Raw genomic sequence first — 12,964 nt, forward strand, 5'->3', positions numbered from 1 at the left:
CGGGAGGCGGGGCGGGCTCCGCTCAGCCCCGCATCTCCTCCTCCATCAGCGCGTCGTCGCCGTCGACCGTGCCTGAGCCGCCCGCGACCGGCGGGACGGTGTCGCGCTCCACCAGCGGGCAATCCATCTTCACCTGCATCGGGCGCGGGGCACGCCCCTGGATGACCTCCGAGATCAACTGCTCCACCGCCCAGCGGCCCATCTCGTAGTTCGGCAGCAGCACGGTGGTCAGCGGCGGGCGGGTGTGCTGGGCGATCTCCTGGTCGTCGAAGCCGATCACGGCAATGTCGTCGGGCACCCGCAGCCCCAGTTCCTTCAGGGCCTCCAGACAGCCGACCGCCATCAGGTCGTTGCCGCAGAAGATCGCCGTCGGCGGGCGGGGCTCGCTCATCAGGGAGCGGGTGTGCCGGTAGCCGCTGCTGGGCGACCATTCCCCCTCGCGCACCATCTGCGGGTCGACCGGCAGATCGGCGGTCGCCAGTGCCTGCCGGTATCCCTTGTAGCGGTCGCGCGCCGCATCCATCCACGGTTCGCCGTTGATGAAGCCGATGCGGCTGTGCCCGGCACGGATCAGCCGTTCGGTCGCCGCATGGCCACCCGCCACATCCCCCGGAATGACCGAGGAACGGCTGCGGTCCGCGGTGGTGCAGTTCAGCAGCACGGTCGGGATGCCGTCCAGCAAGGGCGGCAGCTCCACCTTGCGCGTGAAGATGGTCGAATAGACGATCCCCACCAGCGCCGGGTTGGCGAGAAGGGCCGCCAGGGACGCCGCTTCCAGCTCCGGATTGCTGCGGGTGGTGTGGACGGCGACGACGCAGTCATGCTCCCACGCCGCCTCCCGCGCGCCGTCGACCGACTGGACCGGATGCGGGCTGGTCGAGATCTCGTCCACCAGATAGCCGATCAGCGTCTTGGGCACCGGGCCGCTCGCCGGCAGCGGCTGGTGGCCGCGCGGCTCGAACTGGTAGCCGATCGCCCGCACCGCCTCCCACACCCGCTGCCGCGTCGCCTCGGAGATGCGCGCGCCCGTCATGTTGTTCAGCACGAGCGACACGCTGGACTGCGAGACCCCGGCCAGCTTGGCCACGTCGGTCATCGTCGGTCGTCGTCTGCGTTCCGATCCCACCGCTGCTTCCCCCTGGCCACGGCCCGGCATTGCTAATTATTACCATGTCATGATCGCTCCAAACAGAGGCTTTGGCAGCGCTACCCCTGACCGGTGCCGCAATACTTTAGCGCATGTTGACCAATAAAATTACCTCGCGCATGCTGCGCCCCTGTCGATGCTCCGCTTAGCAAACAAACCAAAAGGCGCCATCCCGATGCGGACCGGGCGGGCTGCGAGACAGGAGGGAAGACCATGATCACGTTCGACGTGCGGCGCCTCGCCGTGGGTCTGGCATGCGCGGCCGCCACCTTCGTGGCGGCATCGGCGGGGGCGCAGGGCTTGCCGGCGATGAAGCAGAAAGAGACCTACAAGGTCGGCTTCGCCCAGACGGAGAGCAACAACCCCTGGCGCATCGCCCAGACCGAGAGCATGAAGGCCGAGGCCGCGAAGCGGGGCTGGCAGCTCGTCTACACCGATGCGGCCGGCTCGGCCGCCAAGCAGGTGGCCGACGTCGACAGCATGATCGCCCAGGGCGTCGACCTGATCTTCCTGGCCCCGCGCGAGGAGAAGCCGCTGGTGCCCGCCGTCATGAAGGCGAAGCGCGCCGGGATTCCGGTCATCCTGCTCGACCGGACGGTCGACGAGAGCGTCGCCAAGGCCGGCCGCGACTATGTCACCTTCATCGGCTCCGACTTCGTCGAGGAAGGGCGCCGTGCCGCGCAATGGCTGGTCAAGGCGACCAACGGCAACGCCAGGATCATCCAGCTCGAAGGGACCGCCGGCTCGTCCCCCGCCAACGACCGCCGCAAGGGCTTCGAGGAGGTGATCGCCAAGAATCCGGGGATGAAGATCGTCGCCAGCCAGTCCGGCGATTTCGTCCGGGACAAGGGGCGGCAGGTCACCGAGACGCTGCTGCAGGCCCATCCCGACGCCACCGCCATCTACGCCCACAACGACGAGATGGTGATCGGCGCCATCGCCGCGGTCGAGGCGGCGGGCAGGACGCCGGGCAAGGACATCCGGCTCGTCTCGATCGACGGCACCCGCGACGCGCTGCAGGCGATCATCGACGGCAAGCTCGGAGCCACCGTCGAATGCAGCCCGCGCTTCGGCCCGAAGGCCTTCGATACCGCGCTGCGCTATGCGAAGGGCGAGAAGATCGAGCCGAAGATCATCAACGAGGACCAGTTCTTCGACGCCTCCAACGCCGCGGCGAAGATCGGCGAGGCATTCTGATCCGGAGCGCGGCGCCCGGTCCGGCCGTCCGGGCGCCGACGGGGCCGATCCCGGTCCCAGGACCACCCCCGGTCTCAGGACCAACAACCTGTGGATCAAGCGTGATGGGCGCATCTCCACTGCTGTCGATGCGCGGCATCGGCAAGCATTTCGCCGGGGTCGCGGCATTGACCGATGCTTCCCTGGAGGTCGGGCGCGGCGAGGTGCATGCGCTGATCGGCCAGAACGGGGCGGGGAAATCCACCCTCATCAAGATCCTGACCGGCGCCTACCGCCGCGACGTCGGCGAGGTGCTGTTCGACGGCCGGCCTATCGATCCGTCCTCGCCCAAGGACGCCCGGCGCCTGGGAATCAGCACCATCTACCAGGAGGTCAACCTCGTCCCCTTCCGCTCGGTCGCCGAGAACGTCTTTCTCGGCCGCGAGCCGCGCCGGTTCGGGCTGATCGACTGGCGCCGGGTGCATGACCGCGCGGCGGAGCTGCTCCGCCGCTTCGGGATCGAGATCGACGTGCGCCGGCCCCTCGGCAGCTACAACATCGCCGTTCAGCAGATGGTCGCCATCGCCCGCGCCGTGTCGTTCGATGCCAGGCTGGTGGTGATGGACGAGCCCACCTCCTCCCTCGACGAGCAGGAGGTGGAGATCCTCTTCGGCGTCATCCGCCAACTGAAGGAAAGCGGCGTCTCGGTCATCTTCGTCAGCCATCGCCTCGACGAGCTCTATGCCGTCTGCGACCGCGTCACCGTCATGCGCGACGGCCGCACGGTGGCCGCCAGCGCCATGCGGGACATCGGCAAGCTGGAACTGGTCTCCACCATGCTCGGCCGCCGCATGACCGAGGTGGAGCGCGGCGGCGCCACCGGATTCACCGGATCGGCCCATCACGGGCGGGAACCGCTGCTGGCGGTCGAAGGGCTGCGGCAGGGCCGCCGGGTGCAGGACGCCAGCGTCGAGCTGCGGGCCGGCGAGATCGTCGGGCTGGCCGGGCTGCTCGGCTCCGGCCGGACGGAGGTCGCCCGGGTGCTGTTCGGGGCCGATGCCCTGGAGGGCGGGACGTTGCGCCTGAACGGCCGTCCCGTGCGCTTCCAGAGTCCCGCCGACGCGATCCGCGCCGGCATCGGCTTCTGCTCGGAGGACCGCAAGAGCGAGGGCATCATCCCCGACATGTCGATCCGCGAGAACATGACGCTGGCGCTGTTGCCGGCCATGTCGCGGGCCGGCATCGTCGACACCTACCACCAGCAGTCGGTCGTCTGGACCTTCATCCGCCGGCTGGGCATCAAATGCGCCTCGCCGGACCAGAAGATCCGCGAGCTGTCGGGCGGCAACCAGCAGAAGGTGCTGCTCGCCCGCTGGCTCTGCATGAACCCGAAGGTGCTGCTGCTCGACGAGCCGACGCGCGGCATCGACGTCGGCGCCAAGGCGGAAATCCAGGCGCTGATCCAGGAGCTGGCGGACGGCGGCATGGGCGTCCTGATGATCTCGTCCGAACTGGAGGAACTCGTCGAGGGGGCGGACCGCGTCGTGGTGCTGCGCGACGGCCGCACGGTCGCGGAACTGGATGGCGATGCGGTGAGCGAGCCGGCGCTGATGCACGCCATGGCGCACGGCCACTCCCAGGATCCGGCGGAGACCGCCCATGGCTGAACTGAGCCTGAGCAAGCGCAGCGAAGCCCCTGCCCGGCGGATGGGCCGCCGGATGCGGGACTGGGGGGCGCCGCTCGCCCTGCTGGCCCTGCTGGTCTTCAACGTCGCCGTGACGCCGAACTTCCTGACCTGGCAGACCTTCTTCGTCAACCTGACGCAGGTCGCGACCATCGTGATCGTCGCCGTCGGGATGACGCTGGTCATCGCCACGGGGGGGATCGACCTGTCGGTCGGCTCGCTCATGGCGATCGCCGGGGCGCTCGCCCCGCTGATCCTCGGAGGAAGCCTGTTCGGCCCGCTCGACCCGACCACGGCGGTCGCGCTGGCGCTCGGGGTGCCGGTGCTGGTCACGGCGGCGCTCGGTCTCTTCAACGGCGTCCTCGTCACCGGCTTCCGCATCCAGCCGATCATCGCGACCCTGGTCCTGTTCATCGCCGGGCGGGGCATCGCGCAGGTGATGACCAACGGCAATCTGCAGACCTTCTCCAACCCGTCCTTCCAGTGGATCGGGCTGGGGCGGATCTCCGGGGTGCCGGTGCAGGCGGTCCTGATGGTCGTCATCGTGCTCGCCATGGCCTGGGTGCTGCGCGCCACCGTCTATGGCCGCCACGTGCTGGCGACCGGCGGCAACGAAGGGGCGGCGCGTCTGGCGGGCATCCCGGTGGCGCGGGTCAAGCTGGCCGTCTACGCCATCAGCGGGCTGCTGTCGGGCATCGCCGGCCTGATCGTCATCTCCATCAACTCGTCGGCCGACGCCAACCTGATCGGCCTCGGCATGGAGCTGGACGCCATCGCCGCCGTGGCGGTCGGCGGCACGCTGCTGACCGGCGGACGGGCGACGGTGATCGGCACGCTGCTCGGCGCGCTCATCATCCAGCTCGTCCGCTACACGCTGCTCGCCAACGGGGTGCCGGATGCCGCCGCCCTGGTGGTCAAGGCCGCGATCATCCTGCTGGCCGTCTGGCTGCAACGTCAGGGAGCATCCCGATGACCGCCCCGACCACCACCCCGATCACCGCCGGATCCATGCCTCCTCGCCGCCGCAGCCTCGGCGCGGCCCGTGCCGCCAGCCTGATCGGCCGGCAGGGGGTGCTGGTGGCGCTGTTGCTGCTGATCCTGTTCGGGGCGCTGCGCTACGACAATTTCCTCGGCTCCTACAACGTGCTGAGCCTGTTGCGCTACAACGCCATGTTCGCGCTGGTGGCGCTCGGCATGTGCTTCGTCATCATGACCGGCGGGATCGATCTGTCGGTCGGGGCCGTCGCCGCCATGGCGAGCGTCGTGTCCGCCCTGGTCAGCCCCTACGGGCTGGTGCCGGCGCTCGCCGCCGGAATCGGGGCGGGGCTGCTGACCGGGCTGGTCAACGGTCTCGTCATCGCCTGGGGCGGCATCCTGCCCTTCATCACCACGCTGGCGACGATGCTCGCGGCCAACGGGATGGCGCTGCTGCTCGCCGGCAACCAGTCCGTCTCCGTGTCGTGGGAGGGCCTGTTCATCGAGCTCGGCCAGGGCGACCTGTTCGGCCTGCCGGTCCCGGCCCTGATCGCCGCCGCCGCCTACCTGCTCGGCTCGCTGGCGCTGAACTACACGGCCTTCGGCCGCAACACGCTGGCGGTCGGCGGCAACGAGGAGGCGGCGCGCCTGATGGGCCTGCCGGTCCGGCGCGTGAAGATCGCCGTCTACGTCCTCTCCGGCGGGCTGGCCGGGCTGGCCGGGGTGATCCTGGCATCGCAGTTCGGCGCCGGCCAGCCGACCGAGGGGGCGGGGTGGGAGCTGTTCGCCATCGCCGCCGTGGTGGTGGGCGGAACGCTGCTCACCGGCGGCATCGGCTCGGTCGGCGCCACGCTGTCGGGCGTCCTGCTGCTCGGCCTGATCTTCAACATCCTGAATTTCGAGAACGGCCGCGGGGCCATCAGCCTGAGTGCCTACTGGCAATCGGTGATCCGCGGTCTCTTCCTGCTCGTCGTCGTCGTTCTGCAAAGCCGCCTGACGGCGCGGCGGACCGGCTGACGGGACTTCTCCACCACCGCGCGTTTTCCTGAGGGAGCACTGCCACCATGACCGGCCGCTATGATTCCGCCACCCTCGACGCCCTGGCCGAGACCGTCAGGCGCGACAGCTATGTCGTCCTGAAGGACCATCTGCCGAAGGCGACGCTGCAAGCCTGGAGGGAGGCGTTCCAGCCCCTGTTCGACCGCCATGTCGAACGGGAGGGGCACATGCAGAACCGCGGCAAGGGCCGCTTCTACGTCACCTTGCCGTTCGACGCCCCGTTCGCGGACCCGGAAATCTTCGAGGACGAGGATATCCTGGGCGTCGTCCAGCGCCTCGTCGGCCCCGACCCGGTGTTCTGCCAGCTTGCGACCGACACGCCGGTTCTGGGATCGGAGCATCAGGAGATCCATCGCGACACGCCGCCCCTGTTCCCGGAATGGGGCCGCGAGACGCCGTCCTTCCAGCTCGCCGTGAACTTCGCGCTGTGCGACGTCACGCTGGAGAACGGTCCGATCGAGATCGCCAGGGGAACCCACCTGATGAACCGGGACGAGGCCCTGGCGAAGATCAGGTCCGGCGAGATCCCGCTGGAGACGGTGCCGATGGCGCTGGGCGACGTGATGATCCGCGACGTCCGTCACCTGCACCGCGGAACGCCCAACCGCACCGATCAGCCGCGGCCGATGGTCGTGCTGGGCTACAGCCGCCGCTGGCTGTTCCGTCCGGAGGTCAGCATCCGCGTTCCGCGTTCCGTCCACGCCCGCCTGTCCGATCGCGCCCGCCATCTGCTGCGCTTCAACCCGGTGGTCGACAGTCTCGACGACGGCCAGACGGAGCAGTATCAGGCCTTCGCCTACTGATCCCTGAATCCGGACGGGCGCCGGCCGGTGGCACGGCGCCCGTTTGATCCACCGCGTCCTCAGCCGGCGCGGACCTCGCTGATGAAGCGCTCGACCTCCTGCGACAGCCGTTCGGAGTCGCGGAACAGGGTGCCGGCGGCGTCGAGCACCTGATGGGCGGCGGTACCGGTGCCGTCGGCGATCTGCTGCACGCCGCCGATGTTGTGCGAGATCTCCTGCGTTCCCGCCGCCGCCTGCTGCACGTTGCGGGCGATCTCGCGGGTGGCCGCGTCCTGCTCCTCCACCGCCGCCGCGATGGTGGTCGACACCTCGTTGATCTGCGTCACCACCGCGGCGATCGCCGCGATGGCGCCGACCGCCCCGTTCGTCGCCTCCTGCATCGAGGCGATCTGGGCAGAGATCTCCTCGGTCGCCCGCGCCGTCTGGGTCGCCAGATGCTTGACCTCCGACGCCACGACGGCGAAGCCCTTGCCGGCCTCTCCCGCCCGCGCCGCCTCGATGGTGGCGTTCAGCGCCAGCAGGTTGGTCTGGCTGGCGATCTCGTTGATCAGATGCACCACCGCGCCGATGTTGCGCGCCTGGTCGGCCAGGAGCTGCACGTTGCGCGACGCCTCGTCGGAGCGCTGGGCCGCCTGCTGGGCGACCTGGCTGGAGTGGTTGACCTGCCGGGTGATCTCGCCGATCGAGCTGGTCATCTCCTCCGCCGAGGCCGCCACCGTCTGCACGTTGACCGAGGCCTCCTCGGCCGCCGCGGCGACGGCGGTGGCGCGCAGCCGGCCGTCCTCCGCCATGTCGGAGAGCTGCTGCGAGTTGGACTTCATGCGGCTCGCCGCCGAAGTGACCTGGCCGACGATCGCCTTGACGTTGGCCTCGAAGGTGTCGGCCATGCGGCGCAGGGCGCCGCGCTTTTCCTGCTCCGCCTGCTCGCGGGTGCGCCGGACCTCCTCCTCCATGGCGCGGTTGTGGGCGAGGGTCTCCTTGAAGATCTCCAGCGAGCGGGCCATGGCGCCGATCTCGTCGCGGCGGTCGAGCGCCGGGATGGTGACGGTGAGGTCGCCGGCGCTGAGCCGCGACATCGCCCGGGTCATGCTGGTGATCGGCCGGGCGACGATGCGCACGATCAGCAGGCCGAGCAGCGGCACGACGAAGACGATGGCGCCGATGACGGTGGCGGTCAGCGCCTTGGAGAGCAGACGCATCGGCGCCATCACCTTCTCCTGGTCCATCGACACGCCGACGTACCAGGTGAGGCTGGGCAGCCCCTCGATGCGGTAGAAGCTGACGAGCTGGCTGTTATCGGCAATGGTGGCGCCGCCGGCCGGCTTGTAGCCGGAGGGTTTCATCACCTTGGCCTCGTCGGGATGCACCAGCACCTTGCCGTCGCCGTCCACCAGGAAGACGAAGCCCTTGCCGCCCAGCTCGATCGAGCGCAGGAAGGACTGCAGGGCATCCATCGACAGGTCGGCCCCGGCGACGCCCCGCAGCTTCCCGTCGGCGGTGACCGGCATGGACGCGCCGATGACGATCTTCTTCGTCCGGGCGTCCTGATAGGGCTCCGACATGGTCAGGCCGTTGACCCTGACCGCCGACTGGTACCAGGGCCGCTTGCGCGGGTCGTAGCCGGCGGGAAATTCCGCGGCGACGGAGGAGACCATGCGGCCGTCCGCCTCGGCGCCGAAATAGACCTCGGAGAAGACGTCGCCGAGCGTCTTGCGCGACACCAGCGACAGCAGCGCACCGGGCTCAGCACCGGTGATGTCCTCCGTGACGGTGCGGACGAGGATCAGCCGGCCGTCCAGCCATTTCTGGATGCCGTCGGCGGCGCCGACGCCGGCCGCCCGCACCTTCTCATCGAGCTCGGTCTGGAGCGACTGGGACGACAGCAGATAAATCCAGAGTCCGAGCACGCCGACCGACAGCGTGATCAGCGCGGTGGCAGCCATCAGGATCTTGTGGATGAACTTTTTCTGCGGTGCTGTGCCGGTCAAGGCGGTCGATGGCTGCTTCATGATGGTCCTCTACGCGATGGCGCGCCTTGACCGGCGCCGCCACGGCGGGCCGTGGCAGCGTCCTGGTGGTGGCGTCTTGGGTGGCGACTTCTTGATCGGGGGCATGGCGGCGGTCATTCCGCCGCCAGCGACGGCCTGCGGCGCGACGTGGCGAGCAGCGAGGCGATGGCGCAGCAGGTCAGGCGCGCCCGCATCGTGTCGGCGCGGCTGGCGAGGATCACCGGCACCTCGGCGCCCAGCACGATGCCGGACTCCAGATCCAGCGCCGGCAGGTCCGGACCGGCCTCCCTCTCGACCACCTCGGTCATCAGATCCTCGGCGTCGGGGCTTCCCTGCATGATGGCCTCGACCTTGCCGACCCGGGCCAGCGTGACGGCGGTTTCGGCCGCCGAGTGATCGTGGTCGACGCCGATCAGGTGGTAGGGGCGGAGGTCGAGCTGACAGAGGGCGGCCACCGAGCAGATCGTCGCGGCCGGGCCGATCAGCACCGGGTCGATCAGCCCGGCCTCGGCCGCCGCGACGGCGGTCTGCAGCGTGTCCTCGTCGCAGGGATGGACGATCGCGGTGCGCAGCGGCGGCAGGCCGGCGCATCCCGCCAGCAGGGCGGCATGCCGGTCGTAGCGGTGCGCCTGCATCTGCGCCGCCGGGCGGGTCCCGCCGATGGGGGCGATGACCTCGGCGGTGCCGCTGGCGACGATCTCGTCGTCCTGGTTGGTGCAGGTGCAGTCGAAGGCGACCGCGGTCCCGTCCGCCCGCTTCCCGGTGACCGTGACGGTCGCGGTGACGGCCTCGCCCAGCCGCACCGGCCGTTCGACCCGCAGGCGCTGGTCCTGCTGCAGCGCCCCGGCGCCGGGCAGAAGGCCTTCCAGCACGCCGGAGACCATCCAGCCGATCCACAGGGCGGATCCGCCGGCCGGTTCGAAATGGCTGTCGGCGTCATCGGAGAGGATGGTGCACAGCTCGGCATCCATGGCGGTGAACCGGCTCGTCAGGCTGGCCGTCTGGCCGATGCGCAGGGCGGAGACCTGTTCGATTTGGGTGGAATGCATGACGCGATGCTCCGTATGGCGGGAGGTCGGAGTCCCCGACCGCCCCATTGGGCTGATCGGCATGACCTCTCACGCAAACCGGGAGGTCATGCGTCCTCGGATGACGGCCCTCACGCGGCCCAGACGACGGTGTCGGCGTCCTGCGGGGCGGTCTGGGCAGCGGGGTTGGGGAGGACCTTGACGGCGAGGCCGCCGCAGGAGGTTTCGCGGTACTTGGGGTCCATGTCCTTGCCGGTCTCGAACATCGTCTCGATCACCTTGTCGAGCGAGACCAGCGGCTCGCTGGTGCGGTGCAGCGCCATGCGCGTCGCGTTGATCGCCTTCATCGCGCCCATCGCGTTGCGCTCGATGCAGGGGATCTGCACCTGGCCGCCCACCGGGTCGCAGGTCAGGCCCAGATTGTGCTCCATCGCCACCTCGGCGGCGACGCAGACCTGCTCGGGGCTGCCGCCCATCAGGTCGGCCAGGCCGCCCGCCGCCATCGAGCAGGCGACCCCGACCTCGCCCTGGCAGCCGACCTCGGCGCCGGAGATCGAGGCGTTGGTCTTGTACAGCGCCCCGATCGCGGCCGAGGCGAGGAAGAAGCGCATGCAGGCCTCCTCGTCCACCGGCTTGATGAAGTGGTGGTAGTAGGCCAGCACCGCCGGCACGATGCCGCAGGCCCCGTTGGTCGGCGCCGTCACCACCCGGCCGCCCGAGGCGTTCTCCTCGCTCACCGCGAAGGCGAACATGTTCACCCAGTCCACCACGTTCATCGGGTCGCGCGACAGCGCCTCCGACGAGGCGAGCTGGCGGCGCAGCAGGGCCGCGCGCCGCGGCACCCGCAGCGGCCCGGGCAGCACGCCCTCGGTCGCCATGCCGCGCTCCATGCAGGCGCGCATCGTCTGCCAGATGCGGCTGAAATAGTCGCGGATCTCCTGGCGGCCGTGCAGCCGCAGCTCGTTCTCCAGCACCAGCCCGGAGAAGGACAGGCCGGTGGCCCGGCAATGGGCCAGCAGCTCGGCCGCCGTGGCGTAGGGATAGGGCAGCTCGGCCGCCTGCGGCGCCGGCCGGCCGAAAGTCTCCTCGTCGACGATGAAGCCGCCGCCGATCGAATAGTAGGTCTTGGCCAGCAGCTCCTCCTCGCCGTCGAAGGCGCGGATGGTCAGGCCGTTCTCGTGGCGGGGCAGGTTGGAGCGGTGGAAGGTGATGGCGGTGGCGGGGAAGTCGACCGGCCGGCCCTGCGGCCCGAGCGGCAGGCGGCGGCTGGCCCGCACCTGCTGGAGGAAGCCGGGGATGGCGTCGATGTCCACCGTGTCGGGCAGGTTGCCGGCCAGCCCGAGGATCAGCGCCACGTCGGTGTGGTGGCCCTTGCCGGTGAGGGCGAGCGAGCCGTAGACGTCGACCGCCACCCGGCCGGTGCGCTCGAGCCGGCCGGAGGCCGCCAGATCGTCGACGAACTGCCGGGCGGCCTTCATCGGCCCGACGGTGTGGGAGCTGGAGGGGCCGATGCCGATCTTGTAGAGGTCGAACATGCTGATCATGGCGGAGGTCCTTCCTGTGTCGGCCTGGGCCGCCTTCCCCGGTGGGGGAGAGGCGGCGGCCGGTCCGGCGGTTCAGAGGCTGAGCAGGGAGTAGAGGATGGCGGAGATGGCGACCGAACCGATGAAGAGGACCACGACGTTGCCCGGCTGGCCGGCATATTTGCGCATCGCGGGGACCTTGCGGATGGCGTACATCGGCATGATGAAGAGCAGGGAGGCGATGATCGGGCCGCACAGGGATTCGATCATGCCGAGGATGCTGGGGTTGAGGGTGGCGGCGATCCAGACGGCGGCGACCATGAACAGGGCGCTGAAGCGGTTGATCGCCTTGAGGTCGACGGCCTTGCCCTGGCCGCGCAGATGCTGGGAGATCAGGCCGTTGAGGCCTTCGCGGGCGCCGAGATAGTGGCCGAAGAAGGACTTGGTGATGGCGACGAAGGCGACGGCCGGGGTGAGGTAGGCCATCAGGGGGTTGTCGAACTTGTTGCCGAGGTAGGAGAGGATGGAGATGTTCTGCGCCTTGGCGTTGGCGAGGTCCTGGGGGGTGAGGCTGAAGACGCAGCTGAAGACGAAGAACATGACGACCAGGACCATCATGACGGCGGCGTACTTCTCGATCTGGTCGGACTTGGCCTCGGCCTCGTCGCGGTACTGGTGCTGCTGGGCGACGACGAAGCGGGAGATGGCGGGGGAGTGGTTGAAGGAGAAGACCAGGGCGGGGATGCTCAGCCACAGGGTGAGGCTGAAGGTGCCGACGCTGGGGGTCTCGTTGAGGATGGCGCCGTTCCAGTCGGGGGCGAGGTAGAGGGCGATGCCGATGAGGACGAGGACGAAGGGATAGACCAGCCAGCTCATGACGCGCACGACCATCTGCTCGCCGAGCTTGATGACGGCCATCAGGCCGAGGATGAGGCCGAGGGAGAGCAGGATGCGCGGGGGCGGCACCATGCCGAGCTGGTGGACCATGAAGCTCTGGACGGTGTTGGTGAGGCCGACGCCGTAGATGAGCAGGATGGGCAGGATGGTGAAGAAGTAGAGCAGGGTGATGAGCTTGCCGGCGGTGGCGCCGAAATGCTCCTCGACGACCTCGGTGATGTCGCTGCCGGGCTTGGAGGAGGAGAGGATGAAGCGGCACAGGCCGCGGTGGGCGAGGTAGGTCATGGGGAAGGCGATGGCCGCCATGGTGGCGAGCGGCCAGAAGCCGCCGAGGCCGGCGTTGATCGGCAGGAACAGGGTTCCCGCGCCGATGGCGGTGCCGAACAGCCCGAGCATCCACATCGTGTCGTGCTTGGACCAGGGCAGGGTCGGGTTGCCCAGCCTTGTGGTTTCGGTTGAGATACTGACCATGGCGATGCCTCCTGCGAGCCCGTGACGCCGGATGGTTCGTCCATCCCGGTGCGGCTGCGGTTGATTGACTGGAGGCAGCCTAGCAAGGACAAAGGCCCGCTTCCGGGCCCAACGCCGGAACGGTGGAATAGCAGAATGAGCGGTGGAATGCGCAAATGAGCGGAGACGCCAAGGGCGGCAGCCGGGGCCGG

At 69.4% G+C, this 12,964-nt stretch carries 10 protein-coding genes; 5 read left to right on the top strand and 5 right to left on the bottom strand.

Annotated elements, in window-relative coordinates:
* Positions 1-22 precede the first annotated feature (22 nt).
* Positions 23-1,096: a LacI family DNA-binding transcriptional regulator gene (locus tag DEW08_RS25830; protein ID WP_109332749.1), complete on the bottom strand. Its 1,074-nt coding sequence runs from the start codon at positions 1,094-1,096 to the stop codon at positions 23-25.
* A 264-nt stretch (positions 1,097-1,360) separates the two neighbouring features.
* On the opposite strand from DEW08_RS25830, the gene DEW08_RS25835 reads away from it, so the two are divergent.
* The 5 genes from DEW08_RS25835 (at position 1,361) to DEW08_RS25855 (ending at position 6,845) form a co-directional block, all read left to right on the top strand.
* Positions 1,361-2,344: an ABC transporter substrate-binding protein gene (locus DEW08_RS25835; RefSeq protein WP_109332750.1), complete on the top strand. Its 984-nt coding sequence runs from the start codon at positions 1,361-1,363 to the stop codon at positions 2,342-2,344.
* A 104-nt stretch (positions 2,345-2,448) separates the two neighbouring features.
* Positions 2,449-3,990, top strand: coding sequence for a sugar ABC transporter ATP-binding protein (locus DEW08_RS25840; protein WP_245986999.1), 1,542 nt, complete (start codon positions 2,449-2,451; stop codon positions 3,988-3,990).
* A 40-nt stretch (positions 3,991-4,030) separates the two neighbouring features.
* Positions 4,031-4,981 (top strand): ABC transporter permease, encoded by a 951-nt coding sequence (locus DEW08_RS25845; protein WP_245987040.1) that lies wholly within the window; start codon positions 4,031-4,033, stop codon positions 4,979-4,981.
* 35 nt (positions 4,982-5,016) lie between these two features.
* A complete protein-coding gene (locus DEW08_RS25850) occupies positions 5,017-6,000 on the top strand; it encodes an ABC transporter permease (protein WP_109333451.1) in 984 nt (327 codons plus the stop codon).
* A 47-nt stretch (positions 6,001-6,047) separates the two neighbouring features.
* On the top strand, positions 6,048-6,845 hold the full coding sequence (locus tag DEW08_RS25855; protein WP_109332752.1) for a phytanoyl-CoA dioxygenase family protein: 798 nt from the start codon (positions 6,048-6,050) through the stop codon (positions 6,843-6,845).
* 59 nt (positions 6,846-6,904) lie between these two features.
* Here the strand turns inward: DEW08_RS25855 and DEW08_RS25860 are convergent, their stop codons facing one another.
* The 4 genes from DEW08_RS25860 to DEW08_RS25875 form a co-directional block, all read right to left on the bottom strand.
* Complete coding sequence (locus tag DEW08_RS25860; protein WP_109332753.1) at positions 6,905-8,854, bottom strand: methyl-accepting chemotaxis protein; 1,950 nt, start codon at positions 8,852-8,854, stop codon at positions 6,905-6,907.
* A gap of 113 nt (positions 8,855-8,967) precedes the next feature.
* A complete protein-coding gene (locus DEW08_RS25865; RefSeq protein WP_109332754.1) occupies positions 8,968-9,903 on the bottom strand; it encodes an enoyl-CoA hydratase in 936 nt (311 codons plus the stop codon).
* Positions 9,904-10,013: 110 nt separating this feature from the next.
* Positions 10,014-11,426, bottom strand: coding sequence for an L-serine ammonia-lyase (locus tag DEW08_RS25870; protein ID WP_109332755.1), 1,413 nt, complete (start codon positions 11,424-11,426; stop codon positions 10,014-10,016).
* 72 nt (positions 11,427-11,498) lie between these two features.
* Complete coding sequence (locus tag DEW08_RS25875) at positions 11,499-12,773, bottom strand: serine/threonine transporter (protein WP_109332758.1); 1,275 nt, start codon at positions 12,771-12,773, stop codon at positions 11,499-11,501.
* Between the last annotated feature and the right edge of the window lie 191 nt (positions 12,774-12,964).

The sequence above is a fragment of the Azospirillum thermophilum genome, assembly GCF_003130795.1.
Classification (GTDB): Bacteria; Pseudomonadota; Alphaproteobacteria; order Azospirillales; family Azospirillaceae; genus Azospirillum; species Azospirillum thermophilum.